Source organism: Trichococcus sp. K1Tr, assembly GCF_028309625.1.
Taxonomy (GTDB): Bacteria; Bacillota; Bacilli; order Lactobacillales; family Aerococcaceae; genus Trichococcus.
Genome location: NZ_JAQMHR010000005.1, coordinates 38452 through 59408, shown reverse-complemented (window position 1 = coordinate 59408; position 20957 = coordinate 38452). Strand labels below are relative to the sequence as shown.

Here is a 20957-nt window from a genome sequence, read left to right as displayed (position 1 = left end):
CCGGAATGGGGCAGCTCCTCTTTTTTGGTTATAGCGCCCTAGTTGTCCGATTCTTCCACATTATCGGACAACCCCATAAGACGACGCCTGCCGCTTGTCCGACTCTTCCGCATAATCGGACAACCCCATAAGATGACGCCTGCCGCTTGTCCGATTCTTCCACATTATCGGACAACCCCATAAGACGACGCCTGCCGCTTGTCCGATTCTTCCACATTATCGGACAACCCCATAAGATGACGCCTGCCGCTTGTCCGACTCTTCCGCATAATCGGACAACCCCATAAGATGACGCCTGCCGCTTGTCCGATTCTTCCGCATTATCGGACAACCCCATAAGATGACGCCTGCCGCTTGTCCGATTCTTCCGCATTATCGGACAACCCCATAAGATGACGCCTGCCGCTTGTCCGATTCTTCCACATTATCGGACATCATCCTGTATTCCTATAAGTGTGGCATCACAAAAAAGGCTGCACCAGAATGATGCAACCTTCTGTCCTTTGCTTAGACAGATTCCTATTCCATCGCGAACGAAAGCACGATCGTCAGCACTACAAAGGCCAACAGTCCGGCGATGAACGCCCATGATTGCCATCTGGCTATATTCAGCGTGCTTCCGATGCCAAAGCGTTTTTCGACAAATATCGATGGATCTTCCGGGTTGTAATACCATACGCCCCACTTCCAGTAGCGCTCTTCGTCCGCTTCCGTCACTTCATCCGGCAGTTCACCCGCTTCATTCAGGAACAATTTTTCGCCTCCTTGGCCATACTTCCAAGTCAGATAGACGCTGTACCCAACTATGATGACCACGAACGGAATCGTCATGCCGATGACCCACTGGGCACCCTTGTCTGCGAAGAACAAGGAAAAGAAATGGATGCCACTCAACAAGAGCTGCGTCAGCACCGTCACGACGAGGAAGTAATAGGACCAAGCCTGACGGAACAATTTGCTCTGCTTGCTGGAGAGATCGGACAGATAAGGCGAAATCTTCTGTTTCGATTTGATGAAGGAATAGTGGCTGAAAAACATCATCGGAATCATCAATAATTGTATCGCCGGCAACATGAATACATTCACATACGTTTTATCGACGATCCGATCCGGTTCATTCGAGCTGTTCCAGTGAACCGGGAACCGCTCGGGTATCAGGTCATAGAAATAAAGCGTGACAGCCACCGTCACCAACAGGATAAATAATTGCGCCGAAACGAAGACCGAATGGGAGACCACCTTCAGATCTTTTTGATAGGCGGTATCGATGACGATTTTGGCTTTTTTCGGTTCAATTTTGATGTCGTTTGCTGTTTTCCAACTGCGGAGCTGCTTCCGTTTCTGCAGGTAAAGCAGGAACGAAAGGAAGATGAAAACGAACATCGCGACCGTCACATAGATGCTGGTGACCATCTCCACTTTCTCCTCATCATCCCAGAGAAGGAAGAAAAAGATTGGCGCAGCGAGCAGTATACTCCCGAATATATTTTGATAAAGATAGACCTTTTTAAGCTTCAAAACATAGGGGTCCTTTTGATGCGATGTCGGAACGGTCACTCCAAACGGCGTACCTAACCGGCTATAATATGGCGTGATGCCGTTGACAACCCCAATAATCAAAAACAGTATCACCATGAACCAACTAAATATCAGCATCTGCTTCCCCTTCCCCTTCCAACTCTTTCTCAATTTCGTTCAGCCATCCGTTGAACGTTTCTTCATCGACCTCAAAAATCTGTTTATCAATCAGGATTTCCTTGAGCTTATCCTGCATCGCCGCTTTCGTGCGTTCATTGGACGCCATTGTCGCGCGTTCGCTCACGAAATAGCCTTTCTGGTTTTTTTCCAGCACGCCTTCGTCGGCCAACAGATTGTACGCTTTATTCACGGTATGCATGTTGATGCCCAATTCGCCGGCCAAACTCCGGACGCTCGGCAATCCATCCCCATATGACCATTCCCGTTTGAGGATGCCAATTTTGATCTGGTACATCAGCTGCGTGTAGATCGGCGTATCGCTGTTCGGGAGAATTTCGATGAACATATTTACCCCTCCTGTTCGTTATATAACAAGTATAACACTAGCGGCGGAATTTGCAAGTCGGAATAGGTGTGCTGCCGTCTCCTCCGGTTAAAGCTGTCTTCCCCGGAAGAGAGGGTAAGAAGGATAGGTGTCCTCCCACGAGCAGGTCCTCGCCGGAGGACATTCTGTGGTTTACCGCTCTTCTCCGGCGAATGACGGCATCGCCGGAGTTCCAAACTATTATACGTATTATCCACATTCTCCTCCAGCCATCCCGCAAAAAAAATTGACCACAACACAAAAAAAGGGCATGCGACCGATAACCACCGATCGCATGCCGTTTTTCCACATTTTTTCTCTCTACTGGTAACTTTCTTGCAAAGCCCTGATGCTGTTTTCCGTCACGACCGACGTATCGCAAAGCATATCGATCGGATGTTGTTTCTTGTTTTGGAAGGCAGCGACCAGATAGATAACGGCCACGACTTTGCCGATATAGCGGCCGACGCCTTCGCGGATCAGGATGGTCTGCCAACTGAGTTTTTCTTCTTTGAAGCAGACGACACGGATGCCGAAGATCATTTTCCCAAGTGTTTGACCGTTCGTATATTTCGTCGTCAATATGAAATACCCGACAAAGATCAGCAACTGAAAAAATCCGTACATGGTCAAGGGATCGTTCCCTTGCATATTGATGCCGCCCAAAGCGAAGATCGGCTTGATCAGGATCGCCACCAAAGCCTGCACGACAAGCAGGTCGACGAGGTAGGCAAAGAACCGGATCCAAAAACCGGCGAATACGTAATCCGGATAGCGGTGAAACGGGCGTTCCTGTTGGTCGGAAAAGCGCTCGGCTTCCTCCCAGGCTACTTTCTTTTTCCGGATCTCTTCCAAGCGTTCTTCATGCGTAGTGGTTTGCTCTTCCATCATCACTCACCTCCGTAGAGATAAAGCAATCTCGGCGCGGCGGTTGTCCCGAAAGTGTCACGGAGCAGCTGCAGTTCAGAAAGCGTCTGGTTGTCCTGGCTCGTCAGTTTGGCAGCCGCCTGAGCGAACAACCAAGAAAAATCGGAAAACAATCCAGGTGTCGAAGTATAGTCGAACACTTCCGCATCTTCGAGGTCGTAAGCTGCTTTCATCGCTTTCAAGGCATCATCCGTGTAGGCTATCTCATCCACCAACCCTAGCGCTTGAGCTTGGGTTCCCGAATAAATCATGCCATTCGCAACAGCGCGGACCTCTTCTTCCGGCATATCCCTTCCCGTCGATACGACGGTGACGAAACGCTGATAAGCCTCATCGACGTATGCCTGAAGCAACGCACGTTCTTCTTCCGTCATATCCCGATCCGGAGACCCGATGTCCTTGAGGCTGCCTGACTTGATCGTATTGTATTCGATACCCAATTTTTCAAGCAGGCCAGAGTATTCGATTGCTTGCATGATGACACCGATCGAACCGGTAGTCGTTTCGGCAGTGGCATAAATTTTGTCCGCACCGGCGGAGATGTAGTAGCCCCCGCTTGCGGCCGTGCCTTGCATCGAAGCATAGACCGGAAGTTTCTTCTCAGCGGCGATGCGGTACAATTTATCGTGCGCCTCCGCACTTTCATATACCCCACCACCCGGACTGTCCACTATCAGGAAGATCCCTTTGATCGTGTCATCCTCTTCGATGGCTTTCAATTGCTCCAGGAAAAGGTCGTGATCATAGCTGGATCCGTCCGTCAGCATACTGCCTGCACCTGATTGGATGGTGCCTTCGATATGCAGAACCGCAATCCGGTTGCTGGCATCGCCGCTTTCCAGAACACTTTCCTGCAGGCTCGTCCCTGGTATCAGATTGCCGGTAAGCTGGCTGAGGGAATCTTCCGTTTGGTCAGCCAATCGGGTCGACAAAAATTGCGAGCCGAGTGATGCCACGAAAAGCACAAGCGCGATTGCGACCGCAATCCATCTCTTTTTGTTCATCAAGCATTACCCCTTTTCGTTTCGATTATTCTTGAGCATAATCCTCTTCCGGTTCTTCCTCGACTTCAGGTTCATCCAAATACAAGCCGGAAATTTCTTTGTACCAATCGAAGATATGCATGAACAGCACTTTAAGGACAGCATAACCGGGAATACCCAAGATGAAACCGGTCAGGCCGAACAGTTTTCCTGCCGTGAGCAATACGAAGATGATCGTGACGGGATGGACCTCGAGATTGCTGCCGAGTACCTGCGGAGAAATGACGCGGCCTTCGATGAACTGCTCGATCGAAAAAACAAGCAGCACTTTTGCCAGCATCAGCGGTGAATCAACAATCGCAACGATCACTGCTGGTATCATCGCAATGAAGGACCCCATGTACGGGATGATGTTCAGGAAACCTGCGAGTATCCCCAGGACGATGCCGAACTTCATTCCGACGATGGCGTAGCCGATGACGAACATCAGCCCGACAAAGAAAGCAACTATTATCTGACCGCGCACATATTGGCTGATCTGCGTGTTGATTTTCTTCAGCAGTTCCCCGATCGATTCCCGCAGATTTGTGGGAAAGAATTGCAGAAAAGTCAGCGGCAACTTCTCTCCTTCTTTCAGCAGATAATACAGAATAATCGGCATCGTGATGATGCCCACAAACGCATTCGTCAACAATCCGACGACACTGCCCAAGCCGCTGACCGTGTTCGACAGCACTTCGTTCAATTTCGCGGAAACGCTGTTGAAGATGTCCGCATTGATTTCGTTGATCTGATCCTGCAGGGAGGTGAACCAATCATAATTGACCAATTCGATCGTCATGCTCTCAAGCGCCTGCCAATAAGCCGGAAATTCGCGTACAATGCCTATCGTCTGGTCGCGGATGATCGGAATCAGGATCGCAAATCCCCAGATCATCAGCAGCAACACCAGCACGAAAGCGATCCACGTCCCGACAAAACGCTTTATGCCCCGCTTCTCCATCAGCGTAACCAACGGATTCAGCATGTAATAAAAAATACCCGCCATTATCAGCGGAAAACCGATGACACTGAAGAAGCTGCCTATCGGCCCTAAAAGATAAGATACTTTTGAAAATACCAAAACGATCAGGAGAATCAGTAAAGTGATCAACAGGATAGTCACGAATTTGTTGTTCAGAAACCATCTTTCGAACCACGACAACCTATTCCCGGATTTCGTTCCTCTACGCGGAGCTCTTTCCATGGGACTCACCTTCAATCTTTCTTCTTATAAGTAATGGTGGTGCCGTCCGTTATTGCCGGCAAAATGTAAGGAGTCAAATAGATGCTTGTTTCCAGGCGTTCGTCATCCCAATTTTTGAAGATCATGGTTGTATGGCCGATCGACTGCAGATTTTTCAGGACGTGCGTACCGACATAGGATATACGGTATTCCTGGTCGTCAAACAAAATCCGATCACCGTCTTCCAGTTCGAACCATTCCTGGGGCTCGACAAAACGATGGATCACGGAAACCTCCTGCAATGGTGGCGTTGCGCTGTCATCGAACAGGATGATCATGGGTTCCTTTATATCTATCGCTTTTTCTCCAATTTGAATTACTTTGCTTTGCATTGACATATCTCCTTTTCAGACACTTTTTACAACTTCTATTCTATCACAGTTTATTTGGCAAACCATTGATTATACCATTGAATCCAACTTTATTTGCTTTACAAGCTTTTTTCCCTGTAATTGTGAATGGCGTTTGTTATAATGGAATTATCATAATATTTAGGAGGTCTTTGAATGGAACAAGTTTTATATCTTGGCTCTTACACGAAAAGAGAAAGTAAAGGGGTTCATCAAATCATTTTGGACACCGATAAAAAAGAATTGCGTGATTATCGCTTGATCGCGGAAGTCGACAGCCCTACTTACCTGGACTTATCTGCGGACAAAGAAACGCTGTACGCGATTTCCAAAACGGATGAAGGCGGCGGCATCACTTCTTTCAAGAAAAATGAAAACGGAACCTATGACAAGGTAGCCGAAATTTCTGCTGAAGGATCTGCGCCTTGCTATATCTACTTCGACGAAGACAAAAAATTGATCTTCACTGCCAATTACCACGGCGGATACTTGACAGTCTATAAAGAGAACGCTGACGGCTCCTTCACGATGACTGACCGTGCGCAGCATGAGGGTTCAAGCATCCATGAAAACCAAACTATTCCGCATGTGCACTACAGCGCACTTTCCCCGGACAAGAAATTCTTGTTGGCTTGCGATTTGGGTACCGACGAAGTTTACACCTACACGGTTTCTGATGAAGGCAAATTGGCGGAAGTTGCCCATTATAAAGCGACGCCCGGAACTGGACCGCGTCACTTGGTTTTCCATCCGAACGGCAAAGTGGCTTACATGTTCGGTGAATTGAGCAGCGATGTAGAAGTGTTGGCTTATGATGCAGCAACAGGCACTTTCTCATTATTGCAAGTCATCACGACTATCCCTGAAGAGCACACAGGTTTCAACGGCGGCGCAGCTATCCGCATTTCCGCAGACGGCAAATTCGTCTACGCTTCCAACCGCGGACATGATTCATTGGTTGTCTATGCGGTATCCGAAGACGGCGAAACATTGTCATTAGTGGAATATGTCCCTACCGAAGGAAACATCCCGCGTGACTTCAACTTGGATCCGAGCGGCCAATTCGTAATCGTGGCCCATCAGGATTCCGACAACCTGACTTTGTTCGAACGCGATGCAGAAACCGGCAAATTGACGTTGGTGCAAAAAGACGTCTACGCGCCAGAGTGCGTTTGTGTTTTCTACTAAAATAATAACAATACGCCTCCCGTTCTGATGAACGCGGAGGTTTTTTTGATATCATTCAGTCGGTTTCATTTATTTCCATCCACGGGTCCAGCTCTCCCGCCCCCGCTGAGCAGAATAGTTACCTCGCTGAGGCACTCTCCTGTATACTCGACTTATGGATTATTTGAATGGAGGTTGGAGCATACATGATTACCGGTTTTCACCATCTCACCGCCATCACCAAAGATGCTGAGAAGAACAAAACCTTTTACAGCGATACCTTAGGATTGCGTCTCGTCAAACAGACAGTCAATCAGGATAATTTGACCGATCCCCACCTTTTTTATGGGGACTACAAGGGAACTCCCGGTACGATATTGACCTTTTTCGAGTTGCCGAGAGTCGGCCAACGTCACGAAGAAGACAGCTATATCCATGAAGTGCTGCTGAAGATCCCTCAAGGCAGTCTGCCGTTCTGGAAAAAACGCCTTACCGCGGGAGCCGTTCGTTTAATTGGAAACGATGAAGCTAGCTGCACTTTCCTGGATCCGGACGACATGAAAATCAGTTTGGTCGAAGTGCCCGGAATGATTGCGCCCGATCAGGCGACGCGCCACAGCGATGTGCCCGCCGGATACCAGATCATCGGAATCCAAGGCATCCATTACACCGTTTCCGACCTGGAAAAAACGGAGACCTTTTTCCGAGATGTTCTGGGCATGTTGCTGACAGACCATATTGCCCATCCGATCCCTGCGCCTGGAGAGGAAAGTCGACTGATCCAGTCCACCAGCCTGAAGCCTAGCCGTCTCGGCAGAGGAGCCATCGATCACATCGCCTACAGCGTGCACGGACGCAAAGATCTGTATCAGATCCTCGAAAAGGCAAAAGAAAATAATATTACCGTGGAAAAAATCATCGACCGCGGTTACTTCCAAAGCCTGTATCTGCGCGAACCGAGCGGATTGCGCATCGAAATAGCGACAGACCAACCAGGATTCACTCTTGACGAACCACTGGAAAAATTAGGCGAGACGTTTGCCCTCCCTGATTTCCTGGAACCAAAACGAAAGACAATCGAATCCACTATCCTGACCAGAAAGAAGTGATCCCATGCAGCATTTCAATACCGAAGAACTCAACACGAAACAGATGTACAAACTTTTGACCGGGAGCATCATTCCCCGCCCAATTGCCTGGATCACTACCCAGAATCCAGAAACACAAGTAGTCAATGCCGCGCCCTTCAGTTTTTTCAGTGTCGCATCAAATGTGTTGCCGCTGATCAGCGTAGCCATTCTGAGGAATGACGGAAAAATCAAGGATTCCGCCAAAAACCTGCTGGCTTCCCGACAAGGCGTCGTCCATATCGTCAGCGAAGACTTGGTTGAGGAGATGAACAAGACGGCCGCCCAACTGCCGGATACGGAGAGCGAAATCGATCTGACGGAGTTGACGCTGACCGCCAGTCATACCGTCGCTGTACCCGCCATCAAAGAGGCGAAAATCCGCATGGAAACAACCGTGCACCAATATGTGCCTCTGGCGGATGCTGAGGGCAACGTGCTGACTGATCTGTTCATCCTGCGCGTCGAAGATTTCCTTTTCGACGAATCGGTATTCGACCAAGAAAAACAGTACGTTTTGGCCGACAAATTGGAGCCGATCGCAAGGCTGGCCGGCAACGACTATACAAAGCTCGGGGAGATTTTTTCGCTGGAACGTCCTTAACGGGTTGTATGTAGGCAACAGCCGTTGTTTCGATTGTTCAGAATATATCAGGTTCCGTTCAGTCGACACATCGGCGTGGCGTCGGCTGTTTACACGTATGGCGACGAAAAAGCTTCACCCGGCGATCAGCCGGATGAAGCTTTTTGCATATATTTTTGTTATTCCTTCGGCTGGACGCTTCCGATTTCTGCTTTTACGGCAGCCTCACCTGTCACATCCAAACTGAAGTTTTTTACTTTCTCCATATTCGTGATGACGACGACCATCGCGGAGTCTTTGCCGGCTTCCTGCAGTTGTGCCAGATCGACTTTGGCGATCAGAGTATCTGCAGTCAAAGCTTGCCCTTCCTTCACGAAGATTTCGAACGGTTTCCCGTTCAGTTCAACCGTATCCAATCCCATGTGCAACAAAAGTTCCAATCCGCTGTCCAACAAAATGCCTACTGCATGCTTTGTCGGAAATACGCTCAGCACTTTTCCTTTTGCAGGAGAATAGATGTTACCGTCTGCAGGAATGACAGCGAAACCGTCACCCATCATTTTTTGGGAAAACACTGGGTCTGCAACATCCGAAACAGGTACTACTACACCGTTGGCTGGTGAATACAAGATTTCCTTTTCAACCGGCAGTTTTCCCTTTTTATCATCCTTCTTAAAAAAGCCAAACATGCTATCGCCTCTTCCTTATTTAAATGAGCTTTTGTGAAAATTGGTATACTTCATTTTACCACAAACAGACTGGCATTGTGAATTTTTTTAGCACCGCTTACATTCGAAAATGCCCCTCCATTTCCTTAAGAATCCTTGAAAAGGATTGGCTAATCTTTTTCATTTCGCTATACTAGATGGTGGAGTATCAAAAAAATGCACAACAGAAAGGATATTATATGGAATTTATGGAAATATTGAAAGCAATCATCCTCGGCATTGTTGAGGGCATCACCGAATGGCTGCCCATCAGCAGCACGGGCCACATGATCTTGGTTGAGGAGTTCATCCAATTGGATCTTTCGCAGGCATTCAAAGAAATGTTCTTCTACGTCATTCAGCTCGGTGCCATCCTCGCGGTAGTCGTCATCTATTTTCACAAACTAAATCCCTTCTCCCCTAGCAAAACAAAGGAAGAGAAGACACAGACTTGGGATATCTGGAAAAAAGTGGTCATCGGGTGTATCCCGGCTGGAGTCATCGGCTTGCCCTTGAACGATTGGGCGGACGAAAACCTCCTGAACGCGACAGTTGTGGCTTTGGCGTTGATCATCTACGGGATTTTGTTCATCGTGATCGAAAACAAGCATAAGGATCGCGAACCGAGCATCACTGAATTCAGCCAGTTGACCTATATGAAGGCTTTCCAGATTGGTCTGTTCCAAGCGCTCTCGATCATTCCGGGTACATCGCGCTCCGGTTCTTCTATCCTTGGGAGCATCGTGTTGGGCACTTCCCGCTTCATCGCGACGGAATTCTCCTTCTTCATGAGCATTCCGATCATGTTCGGAATCAGCTTTTTGAAGATCATCAAATTCGGCTTCGACTTTACCGGACTTGAATTCGCCGTTCTTTTGTCAGGCATGATCACCGCTTTCCTCGTTTCGATCGTCGCCATCAAGTTCCTGATCGGTTACCTGAAACGCAACGACTTCAAAGCGTTCGGTTGGTACCGAATCGTACTTGGAGCAATCGTCCTGGTCTATTTCCTGTTTGTCTAAAACATGAGTTTCGCCATCCTTTTTGGGATGGCTTTTTATTTTGTCATCCAGAACATTCTTAGTCCTTATTGATAATTATTATAATCTATTATTTTTAGTCACCCTTCTGGTTTTATTGCTGTGTGCAATTTTCGACCTCTTCAAATTATGTCTGAAATATGGATAATGAGAATGAGATTCATTTCCGTTTGATTATAATGATTATAATCTAGACTTTTTTAGTGCTATCATGAAGGCATATAAGGAAGGAGTGTCAAATCATGAAAGACTTATTCAAGAATAAAGCGATGATCGCAACCACAATCAGTGGCATTCTCATCATTCTTGGCATTGTACTGCAATGGCAAAACTTTGATACTGCTGCAGCCATCATTTTCGTGCTGTCGTTCATCATAGGCGGCTATAAACAAGCAAAAGAAGGATTTATCGATACATTTGAAAATAAACATCTGAACGTCGACATATTGATGGTGCTTGCCGCAGTCGGTGCCTCGCTGATCGGTTACTGGATGGAAGGCGCGCTGCTCATCTTCATCTTCTCGCTATCCGGTTCACTGGAGGAATACGCGACCGAAAAAAGTACCCAAGCGATCACGGCGTTGATGAACATTGTCCCTGAAATCGCAAAACGCATCAACCCGGACGGTTCGATCGAGGACGTTGCAGTCAAGGATCTGAAAGTCGGCGATACCTTAATGGTCCCTAAAGGCGCCAGCATCCCTATCGATGGCACGATTGCATCAGGCCAAGGCCTGATCGATGAAGCCGCCATTTCCGGCGAATCCGTCCCTGTCGAAAAAACTGTCGGCGATGATATCTTCGGCAGCACAATCAACCTGAGCGAAGCGCTGACGATGACCGTCTCGAAAGAATCCAAGGATACCTTGTTCGCCAAAATCATCCGCATGGTGGAAGAAGCGCAAAAGACCCCTTCGAAGACGGCAAGCTTCATCAACCGCATCGAAAACACCTATGTCAAAATCGTTCTTGTTTTTGTGCCGGTCATGATCGCCGTTTTTTATTTCCTCCTGGATTGGGGTTGGAATGAATCGTTCTACCGCGGCATGGTGCTGTTGACGGTCGCCTCCCCTTGCGCATTGGTGGCTTCGGCCACTCCTGCTGTCCTTTCCGCCATTTCCAATGCAGCCAAGCGCGGCATCCTGTTCAAAGGCGGCATCGCGATCGAGAACTTCTCGGCCATGGATTGCATCGCATTCGACAAAACAGGCACGCTGACGGAAGGCAAACCTGTAGTGACGGAAGCCATCTACCTGGTAGGCACCGATGAAAAACACATCATGTCCGTCGTCTATGCGTTGGAGCACTCTTCAACCCACCCGATCGCTTCCGCGTTGGTCCAACATCTCGATACGAAGGAATATGAGAAGTCCCAGATGGATTCAATCCAGGACCTTACCGGTTACGGTTTGGCCGGTGAAGCGTTCGGAAGCCAATGGAAAATCGGCAAAAAGACCTTCGTCGTAACCGATGAACTGAACGAGCCTTCGTTCGTGAAGGAGGCTTTCGCGCTCCAGAACGAAGGAAAGACCGTCATCTACGTTTCACAGGATGACAAAGTCGTGGCCTATTACGCTTTATTGGATACACCTAAATCAGAGGCAAAAGACATGATCGCCTTTTTCAAAGCCAATGGCGTCCATACGATCATGATCACAGGCGACAATGAAGCAACCGGGCAGACGATCGGTGAGCAGTTGGGTGTGGATGAAATTCGCGCGAATTGTCTTCCTGAAGATAAGACCACCATCCTGAAAGATCTTCAGGCGAAATACAAATTGGTCGGCATGGTCGGAGACGGCGTGAACGACGCCCCTGCACTGGCAAACGCCGACATCGGCATCGCTATGGGAGAAGGAACGGACATCGCCATGGAAACAGCTGACGTGGTGCTGATGAAGAGTGAATTGGACAAACTGGAATATTGCTATGGGTTATCGAAGAAGCTGAAAAAAATCACCATGCAGAATATCATCTTTTCGATCACCGTCATTCTCATTCTGATCGTTTCAAATCTGTTCCAACTCATCAACCTTCCGCTCGGGGTGGTCGGACACGAAGGCAGCACGATACTGGTCATCATGAACAGTTTGAGGCTCCTGGCGAAAATCCCAACCCACCACTTCCAGGGCACTGCCAAATCGGACGGAAAGACTTCGAGTACCGGACTCGCGCACGAAAAATAATTTTACTCATGCTGGTGGCAACTGAACACATAAAAACGGAGCCGTCTCATTTTATTATGAGGCGGCTTTATCTATTTATATGCGTTCGCATTCTGCGGCATAAGCTGTACGGAAGCACACTGGATTGGGTCGGATATATATGTGATCGATAAAACATGAATAAAGGCCAATTATCCATGTCCACGCGCAAACGGGGCTGCCTCTAATTAGAGGCAGCCCCGTTTCTGATTAATCTAGTCTTTTTTTTGCTGGGAAGAATGCATCATACAGCACTTTGACTGCTCTGGCTTCGTCTTTTTCGTCGATTCCGAACATAATGCTGACTTCCGACGAACCTTGATTGATCATTTCCAGGTTGATGTCCGCTTCAGCCAGTGCGGTACAGGCTTTCGCAACTGTCCCGACGGAATTAACCATGCCTTCGCCGACGATCATCAATAAGCAGATGCCGCCTTTGACATTTACATCGTCCGCTTGCAATTCATTCTTCAAGCGGTACAGCAACTCTTGTTCTTGTTGCATCGTCATCTGATTGGCGCGCAGGATGATCGACAAATCGTCGATACCGGATGGCATGTGTTCAAAGTTCAGGTTGAAATCTTCGAAGATTTGCAGCACTCTGCGGCCGAAACCGACTTCTCTGTTCATCAAGTATTTGCCGATGTAGATGCTCATGAAGCCGGTCGAACTTGCGATACCGGAAACGATCTGTTTGTTTTCAGGCTTCGTTCTTGTGATGCTCGTACCTGGAGCAGAGGGATTGTTGGTATTTTTGACCACCACAGGGATTCCGGCGCTGAAAGCAGGCTGCAAGGCTTCATCATGGAAGACAGAAAATCCGCTGTAGGATAATTCACGCATTTCGCGGTAAGTCAATTGCTTGATTTTTTTCGGATGTTTGACCATCTTAGGATTTGCAACATAGATGGCATCTACGTCCGTAAAGTTTTCATAAAGGCTGGCTTTGACACCGTTGGCGACGATTGCGCCGGAGATGTCCGATCCCCCTCTAGAGAAGGTAAGCAATTGTCCATCCTTCGTATAACCGAAGAATCCTGGGAAAACGATGATTTCTTTCGAATCCCGCAATGCATATAGATTCTTGAAGGATTCCGGCAATACGCGCGCGTTCCCTGGGTTGTCGCTGACCAATAGGCCGGCATCCTTCGGGTTGACGTATTTGGCAGGGATGCCCTCTTTATTGAAAAATGCGGCTACAAGGATGGCGCTGTTGTCTTCGCCGCTTGCTTTGTACGCATCCAGCGCATACAATTCGTTGTAGAATTTCGTCTGGATCAATTTCTCATAGTTTTTGGAAATGATGTCCATAACGCTCGGGTCGATCTCCAATTCATCTACGATATCTTGATATCTTTTCAGGATCGTCTTCAGGGTTTTCTGGTGATCTTCTTTATTTTGCACCTCATCGGCCAACTTGATCAGCAGATCGGTAACCTTTTCGTCCGAGTCGTTGCGCTTTCCGGGTGCTGAAACGACCACAATTCTTCTGTCTGCGTCATCTTTCACAATCTGCAATACTTTTTTCAATTGAGTTCCATTCGCAAGGGAACTCCCGCCAAATTTGATAACCTTCAAACCGAACACTTCCTCACTTGATTTCTTTAATCTTTTTTTAATTTTGTAATTGTATTTTCATTTATGCTTTAGAATATCATCATATCATGGCTATGGCAATTACCTTTTCAAACTTTACATCATTTGTAACATATTTGTATTGTTAATGCTATGGCCATTTGCAAAAAAAGGAATATACTATGAGTTAACTTAATGTGGGAGGTTTCAAATCAGTGAAAAAAAATAATCCTTGGAGGATCGTAGTCGGATTATCCGTAATCGCAAGCATCAGCTCTGCTTTGTTCAAGTCAAATCGCAATGCCGGTAAGAGCCTATCAACATCATATACCCCTTACATCGGCACATGGAAAAACGACACACAGTCCTTGAAGGTTGAAATTACTGATAATCTGGAGATTCTCCTGAACAACAAAAAATTAAAAGCAACCCTTGAAGAAGCCAAACCCAACGAACTGGTCTTCCGCGACCACTTCGGCTATTATCTGATTCTGAAAAAAGATACATCCCCTACGCTTACCATCTACGATGAAGCGGAAGAGCAAGAATTCTACTTCAAACGCGAAACCGATAAATAACGAATCGTTAATGCAACACCGCCGCCCCTGATCAGGGCTTTTTTTATAGGAATTGAATTTATGCTCAGAGATTCCCAGTCAAAATCTATTTGGCGGGGAACTACACCGCTAAAATGCAAACAAGGGCTGCCCATTTCCGGGGCAGCCCTTGTTTGTAGTTAACATTCGATTAGGACTGTGGTTTGATCTTCCAGATTTCATCCGCGTAACGCAGAATCGTGTAATCCGATGAAAACGGCCCTGAGCTTGCGATATTCATCAGTGCCATGCGGTTCCATCTGTCTCTGTCAGAAAACGCCTTATCCGCCTCATATTGCGCTTGCAGGTATCCGTCAAAGTCCTTCAGCAGGAAATACTCGTCATTGTACATGACCAATGAATCGAAGATATCCCGGCCTTCCGTCTCGACACCTGGAATGGTGCCGTCAATAAGCAGATTCAGGATACGTTTCAAACGCGGATTCTTGTCGTAGATGTCTCTTGAATTGTATACGCCATTGCGATAGAACTCTTGGACTTCATCACTCTTCAGGCCAAAGATGAAGATATTGTCTTCACCTACATTATCCCTGATTTCAACATTGGCACCGTCCAATGTGGCCATCGTGATGGCACCATTCGACATCAGCTTCATGTTGCTGGTACCGGAAGCTTCCTTGCCGGCAAGAGAAATCTGTTCGCTGATATCGGCTGCCGGGATGATCAGCTCTGCCAACGAAACGCCATAGTTCTCAACGAAAACAATCTTGATTTTATCATTGATGGAAGGGTCATTGTTGATCAGATAAGCAATCGAATTGATCAATTTGATGATTTGTTTTGCGTAATAATAGCTAGGTGCAGCCTTCGCGCCGAAAATGAAGACGCGCTTCTGAAGGTTAGCATTGGGATTATCCTTCAGTTGTAGATATCTGTCCAAGATGTGCAGAACGTTCAACAATTGGCGCTTATAGGCATGCAATCGTTTGATCTGCACGTCGAACAATGCAGTCGGATCGATTTCGATGCCCATCTCTTGCAGCGCATATGCCGCAAACCGTTTTTTGTTGGACAGTTTGACTTGTTCCAGCTTATCCAGGACATTTTTATTGTCGCGGTGCGCCTTCAGGATTTTGATTTCTTCCGGATTGCTTTTCCACTCAGTACCGATCGTTTCGTCAAGCATCGCGGTCAGATTTTCGTTTGCGATCTGGACCCAACGTCGCTGCGTGATCCCGTTCGTTTTGTTGTTGAATTTTTGCGGATACATCACGTAGAAGTCATTCAGCGTATCAGCCATCAGGATATCCGTATGCAATCTAGCGACGCCATTGACGCTATGGCTGCCGATGATGGCAAGGTTGGCCATCTTGATCTGGCCATTGGCAATGATTGCAGTGCGCTGGGATAATTCTTCCCCATATAAAGGCGTTTTCTTGTCGATATGACGGCGGTTGATTTCCTGAATGATTTGGTAGATACGCGGCAACAGATCCGAAATCATCGTTTCCGGCCAACGCTCCATCGCTTCCTGGAGAATCGTGTGGTTGGTATAGCTGACTGTTTTCTTCGTGATTTCCCACGCTTGGTCCCAAGTCAACCCTTCCTCATCCAACAGGATCCGCATCAATTCAGGGATCGCCAAAGTTGGGTGAGTATCGTTGATGTGGATGGCGATTTTATCAGGGAAAAGGCTCCAGTCCAGTTTCAGTCGTTTGAAATAGCGGACGATGCTTTGGATGCCGGCAGAGGAGAAAAAGTATTCCTGCTGGACACGCAAGAGACGTCCTTCGTAATTGGAATCATCCGGATACAATACTTCGGTGATGCGTTTGACTTCTTCGCGTTGTTCTTCTGTCGAAAAACGTGCTTCATCCCCGTAAGGAATTTCTGCCGACCAAAGCCGCAAATTATTTACGACGCCGTTATTGTAGCCGACTTGGGCAGTATCGTAAGGAACTGCAAGGATATCACGGGTATTTTCGTGACGCACACGCAATCTGCCGTCCCCATCCTCCTGCGTAAAGCTGACATCTCCGCCGAAACGGACGATGACGGCTTTGTTCTCTTTCCTGACTTCCCATACGTTCTTGTTGCGGAGCCAATTCTCAGGCAATTCAATCTGATAGCCGTTGATGAATTTTTGTTTGAAAAGACCATAACGGTAGCGGATTCCGTTGCCGTTTCCGGCAAGGCCGGTCGAGGCGATGGAATCCATGAAGCAGGAAGCCAGTCTGCCGAGTCCACCGTTCCCTAAGGCCGGATCGACTTCAGCACGCGCCACTTCATCCAAGTCAAGCTCGAGCTCATCCATGCCTTGTTTGACGCAGTCCAGTATACCCATATTCAGGAGATTGCTTTTCAGCATCCTTCCGGGCAGGAACTCCATCGAAAAGTAATAGACTTGCTTTTCCTTTTTCTTGTTGTACTCCATGATTGTTTGAATCCAATCCTCGGAGTAGAGCCCACGGACCAAATCCCCCAAAGCAATGTACTGCTCCGTTTTCGAACCAGCCTCATAACCGTAAGCGAACAATTCCTCAAATTTCTTTTGGTATTCTTTTTTGAACTCTTGAACGTCAAATGCCATATATGCTTTCAACTCCTCTTATTCGTTGACTAATGACTGATAGACGTCCAGATAATCCTTGGCCGGTTCTTTCCAGCTGAAATCGCTGCTCATCGCTTCGCGCACCATCTCTGCCCAGGCTTTCGGTTGTTTTTCATATACATCCAGTGCACGGTAGATGGTTCCGAGCAGTGCATATCCACTGAAATCAATGAATGTGAACCCTGTGCCTTCACCCGTGTAGGAGTTGTAAGGGACTACTGTATCTTTCAAGCCACCCGTTTCATGCACAATCGGCAAAGTGCCGTAGCGCAAGGAAATCATTTGCGACAAGCCGCACGGTTCGAATGCGGAAGGCATCAGGAACATATCCGCGCCTGCGTACATCTGCTGAGCCAACGCTATGTCAAAATCGATGACCGCCGCAAAGCGATCAGGGTATTTTGCGGCAAAGTAACGGAATGAATTCTCGTATTCCGCTTCGCCGGTGCCGAGGATGGCAATCTGTACATCACGCGCATTCAATAGTTCCTCGGTTTTTTCCTGCACAAGCTGGTAGCCTTTTTGATCAGTCAAGCGTCCGACGCTCGTGATCAAAGGGATGTCGGGATTCACTTCCAATCCCAAACGCTCCTGAAGGGCAGCTTTGTTTGCCGCTTTTCCTGTCAAATCATCGGCTGTGAAATGATATTCCAGTTTCGGGTCGGTTTCCGGATCATTGACGTCATAATCAATTCCGTTGATGATCCCCTTGATTTTCCAGCTGTTGTATCCCAACGTGCCTTCCAAGCCTTCACCGAATTCCGGTGTCTGGATTTCATTCGCATAGGATGGGCTGACCGTCGTGACGACATCAGAGAAATTGATGCCGCCTTTCATGAAATTGACGTTATCATAATACTTCACGCCGGCTTCATGATAGATGTTCATGCCCGTCCCGAAGATGCTGGTCAGAATGGAAGGATCATAGACGCCTTGGAAACGGATGTTGTGGATTGTGATGACTTTGCGGATGCTTTGATACGCTTCGACCCAATGGTATTTGTCCACAAGCAGGACCGGAACCATAGCCGTATGCCAATCATTCACATGGACGACATCCGGAATGAAATCAATTTTTTCCATCATTTCGCAGATCGCCAAGGAGAAGAAACCGAATCTTTCGGCATCATCCATTTGACCGTACAAGGATGGACGATTGAAATAGGCTTGATTATCGATGAAATAATAAGTCACGCCTTCCAATTCCAATGTTTTCACACCGCAATACATGCTTTTCCAACCGACTTGTACGCGGAAATGCAGCAATTCTTTGATGTCTTCTTTGTACTTTGCAGGCATGGTTGAATAATAAGGAAGGACAACCCTGATATCCACGCCTTGTTTTACTAACTCCTTCGGCAATGCGTACGCGACATCACCGAGGCCACCTGTTTTAAAGAAAGGAGCAGCCTCACTTGCGGCAAATAAAATTTTCATCGTGCGCATCCTTCTTTCTAAACTGTGAGTGTTTTATTTTTTTCGATTACGACAAGATTATCTTTCGTGCCTTTCAAAATCACACCAGGACCGACTGTCACATTTTTATCCAAGATACAATATTCGAGGATTGCGCCTTCACCGATCTGTGCACCCTGCATGATGATGGAGTTGCGTATTTCGGCGTCCTTAGCGATGTTGACTTTACGGAAAATCAAGGAGTCTTCGACTGTCCCTTCAATGACGCAACCAGTAGCGAACTGGGCATTTTTCACATGAGCCCCTTTAGCATAATAGGTCGGTGCTCCGTTCTTCACCTTTGTGATGACGTGTTGGCTGCCGTGGAACAAAGCTGAAAACTTATTCTTTTCCAACATTTCCATATTAGCATTGAAGTAGGCGTCGATTGAATCGATGTTCGCCATATAGCCGGTATACTCGTAAGTATTGACTTGGTAATCCGGCAAGTAGTGTTTAATCAATTTGTCTGAATCGAGTTGCACGTTTTCCAATTCGGCACGCTGGATCAATTCCAACAGCTTGTCCGCTCTCATGAAGTACATGTTCATGCTCATCGCAAGGCGTTCAAGATCTGCAGGTGCTTCCTGCACGTCGGTCAGATGCAGCAAATACTCATCGCGATCGATTTTCAATACTTTTTCATGCGGTCTGTTTTCCAAGGCGCCTTTCGGAAGGCTCTTATAGACTACAGTGATGTCGCCTTCCTTCGCCAAATGATGTTGCATAATGGCTTTGATGTCGACATTGGCCAAGATTTTGCTGCCCATAACGATGACATATTCGCCTTTGGAACGGGTGATGAACTCTTTGTGGTTCATGTAAAAGTCCGGAGCATCACCGTTCTTCTCCTGGATTGCTTTCAGCAACTGTTGGGAATAGGTGAAAATCCCGCCGGTGAGTCCGGATTCAAGATTCCAGACGGAACCGCTGCGGATATGATCATAGATTGAACGGCCGCTTCCAGCGATGAACATGCCGACTGATTTGATTTCAGCATGGCTGATGCTGGAAAGATTGAAGTCGATCAAGCGATAACGACTCGCAAATGGTAACGAAGCAATTGGGCGGACATTCGTCAACGGTTTCAACGTTGTCTCGTCCTCGGTCAAGTTTAATATGGCACAAATACTATTCATCTTCATCTTTCAGTCCTCCTATAACTTCAGCATATCCAACAACTTCGATTTCACCGTTCTTGCCGATGACATTCGCATTGTCGGCAATTTTAGCATTTTCTCCGATGATGGCATGCTCGATTGTGACATTCTCTCCGATTGTTACGTTCGCCATGATCAAGCTATCGCGTACGACCGACCCATTTCCGACCCGAACATTCTGGGAAAGGATTGAATGGGTGATTTCACCTGCCACATAGCATCCGTCAACGATCATGGAATCCGTCACGTTGGAGGTTTCTGTCAAAAATTGCGGAGGGGATACCGGATTTTTGGAATAGATGCGCCATTCTTCATCGCGGATATTCAGGATATGCTCTGGATCCAGGAATTCCATGTTCGCTTCCCAAAGGCTTTCGATGGTACCGACATCTTTCCAATACCCATCAAACGCATAAGCAAAGCAGTTTTCGCCGTTTTCAAGATAGGTCGGGATGACGTTTTTACCGAAATCTTCCATTTCGCGTTGCTTCGCTTGATCCTCAACCAAATACTTGCGCAATACTGACCAATTGAAGATGTAGATCCCCATGGATGCCAGATTGCTTTTCGGTTCTTTCGGTTTTTCATCGAATTCGATGATGCGGTTTGTCTGATCCGTATTCATGATCCCGAAGCGCGGTGCTTCTTCCATCGGAACAGGGATAACGCCGACTGTCAAACTGGCATTGTGCGCAATATGGAATTCCAACATGTGGGAATAGTCCATCTTGTAGATATGGTCACCGGACAACACTAAAACGTATTCGGGATTGTATCTGTCGATATAGGCGATATTTTGGTAGATGGCATGAGCGGTACCCTTGAACCACTTTTCGCCATCCGCGCTCGAATACGGCTGCAAGATAGTCGCTCCACCATCTCCACCGTTCAGTCCCCATGATTCACCGTTGCCGATGTGTTCATTCAATTCTAAAGGTTGATATTGTGTCACTACCCCGACTTTATTGATCCCTGAGTTAGCGCAGTTACTTAAAGCAAAGTCGATTATTCGATATTTTCCGCCAAACGGAACGGCCGGTTTGGCTGTTTCGCGCGTCAATTTTCCAAGCCGAGTGCCTTGCCCTCCGGCTAATATCATTGCTACCATTTGATTTTTCATAGTATCAGGAAGAATGCCTCTTCCTTTCCCCTCCTTCTCATCAT

Annotated in this window: 19 protein-coding genes; 6 read left to right on the top strand and 13 right to left on the bottom strand. The window is 47.3% G+C overall.

The window, feature by feature from the left end; all coding sequences use genetic code 11:
- Positions 1-28: 28 nt before the first annotated feature.
- From PH235_RS09595 to PH235_RS09565, 7 genes are all read right to left on the bottom strand, one after another.
- Positions 29-373, bottom strand: coding sequence for a hypothetical protein (locus PH235_RS09595; RefSeq protein ID WP_272162133.1), 345 nt, complete (start codon positions 371-373; stop codon positions 29-31).
- Between the two features lie 146 nt (positions 374-519).
- Positions 520-1656, bottom strand: coding sequence for a DUF1648 domain-containing protein (locus PH235_RS09590; RefSeq protein WP_272162132.1), 1137 nt, complete (start codon positions 1654-1656; stop codon positions 520-522).
- On the bottom strand, positions 1643-2044 hold the full coding sequence (locus PH235_RS09585) for a GntR family transcriptional regulator (RefSeq protein ID WP_272162131.1): 402 nt from the start codon (positions 2042-2044) through the stop codon (positions 1643-1645). Before PH235_RS09585 ends, PH235_RS09590 begins: the two co-directional genes overlap by 14 nt.
- Positions 2045-2383: 339 nt before the next feature.
- Entirely contained in the window at positions 2384-2953 is a 570-nt protein-coding gene (locus PH235_RS09580) for an RDD family protein (RefSeq protein ID WP_272162130.1), read from the bottom strand.
- Positions 2953-3993: a signal peptide peptidase SppA gene (gene sppA, locus PH235_RS09575; protein WP_272162129.1), complete on the bottom strand. Its 1041-nt coding sequence runs from the start codon at positions 3991-3993 to the stop codon at positions 2953-2955. Before sppA ends, PH235_RS09580 begins: the two co-directional genes overlap by 1 nt.
- Before the next feature lie 25 nt (positions 3994-4018).
- Positions 4019-5218 (bottom strand): AI-2E family transporter, encoded by a 1200-nt coding sequence (locus PH235_RS09570; RefSeq protein WP_272162128.1) that lies wholly within the window; start codon positions 5216-5218, stop codon positions 4019-4021.
- An 11-nt stretch (positions 5219-5229) separates the two neighbouring features.
- Positions 5230-5589, bottom strand: coding sequence for a PTS glucitol/sorbitol transporter subunit IIA (locus PH235_RS09565; protein ID WP_272162127.1), 360 nt, complete (start codon positions 5587-5589; stop codon positions 5230-5232).
- A 174-nt stretch (positions 5590-5763) separates the two neighbouring features.
- Between PH235_RS09565 and PH235_RS09560 the strand changes: the two genes are divergently transcribed.
- From PH235_RS09560 to PH235_RS09550, 3 genes are all read left to right on the top strand, one after another.
- The gene (locus PH235_RS09560; RefSeq protein WP_272162126.1) at positions 5764-6795 is read left to right on the top strand and encodes a lactonase family protein; all 1032 of its coding nucleotides are present in this window, start codon (positions 5764-5766) and stop codon (positions 6793-6795) included.
- A 185-nt stretch (positions 6796-6980) separates the two neighbouring features.
- Entirely contained in the window at positions 6981-7883 is a 903-nt protein-coding gene (locus PH235_RS09555; RefSeq protein ID WP_272162125.1) for a VOC family protein, read from the top strand.
- 4 nt (positions 7884-7887) lie between these two features.
- Positions 7888-8505, top strand: coding sequence for a flavin reductase family protein (locus PH235_RS09550; RefSeq protein WP_272162124.1), 618 nt, complete (start codon positions 7888-7890; stop codon positions 8503-8505).
- Positions 8506-8663: 158 nt separating this feature from the next.
- Here the strand turns inward: PH235_RS09550 and PH235_RS09545 are convergent, their stop codons facing one another.
- Entirely contained in the window at positions 8664-9173 is a 510-nt protein-coding gene (locus PH235_RS09545; protein WP_272162123.1) for a PTS sugar transporter subunit IIA, read from the bottom strand.
- 218 nt (positions 9174-9391) lie between these two features.
- On the opposite strand from PH235_RS09545, the gene PH235_RS09540 reads away from it, so the two are divergent.
- Complete coding sequence (locus tag PH235_RS09540) at positions 9392-10213, top strand: undecaprenyl-diphosphate phosphatase (protein WP_272162122.1); 822 nt, start codon at positions 9392-9394, stop codon at positions 10211-10213.
- A 260-nt stretch (positions 10214-10473) separates the two neighbouring features.
- Positions 10474-12417: a heavy metal translocating P-type ATPase gene (locus PH235_RS09535; protein ID WP_272162121.1), complete on the top strand. Its 1944-nt coding sequence runs from the start codon at positions 10474-10476 to the stop codon at positions 12415-12417.
- Between the two features lie 228 nt (positions 12418-12645).
- Here the strand turns inward: PH235_RS09535 and PH235_RS09530 are convergent, their stop codons facing one another.
- Positions 12646-14013 carry an aspartate kinase gene (locus PH235_RS09530; protein WP_272162120.1) on the bottom strand — a complete coding sequence of 456 codons (1368 nt, stop codon included), beginning with the start codon at positions 14011-14013 and terminating at the stop codon, positions 12646-12648.
- A 212-nt stretch (positions 14014-14225) separates the two neighbouring features.
- On the opposite strand from PH235_RS09530, the gene PH235_RS09525 reads away from it, so the two are divergent.
- Positions 14226-14588 carry a DUF4828 domain-containing protein gene (locus tag PH235_RS09525; protein WP_272162119.1) on the top strand — a complete coding sequence of 121 codons (363 nt, stop codon included), beginning with the start codon at positions 14226-14228 and terminating at the stop codon, positions 14586-14588.
- 169 nt (positions 14589-14757) lie between these two features.
- Here the strand turns inward: PH235_RS09525 and PH235_RS09520 are convergent, their stop codons facing one another.
- From PH235_RS09520 to PH235_RS09505, 4 genes are read right to left on the bottom strand one after another with little or no spacing between them, the layout of a single operon-like run.
- Positions 14758-17157, bottom strand: coding sequence for a glycogen/starch/alpha-glucan phosphorylase (locus PH235_RS09520; RefSeq protein ID WP_272162118.1), 2400 nt, complete (start codon positions 17155-17157; stop codon positions 14758-14760).
- Positions 17158-17175: 18 nt separating this feature from the next.
- On the bottom strand, positions 17176-18615 hold the full coding sequence (glgA, locus tag PH235_RS09515; RefSeq protein ID WP_272162117.1) for a glycogen synthase GlgA: 1440 nt from the start codon (positions 18613-18615) through the stop codon (positions 17176-17178).
- 17 nt (positions 18616-18632) lie between these two features.
- Complete coding sequence (gene glgD, locus PH235_RS09510) at positions 18633-19778, bottom strand: glucose-1-phosphate adenylyltransferase subunit GlgD (RefSeq protein ID WP_272162116.1); 1146 nt, start codon at positions 19776-19778, stop codon at positions 18633-18635.
- A complete protein-coding gene (locus PH235_RS09505) occupies positions 19765-20913 on the bottom strand; it encodes a glucose-1-phosphate adenylyltransferase (RefSeq protein ID WP_272162115.1) in 1149 nt (382 codons plus the stop codon). Before PH235_RS09505 ends, glgD begins: the two co-directional genes overlap by 14 nt.
- Between the last annotated feature and the right edge of the window lie 44 nt (positions 20914-20957).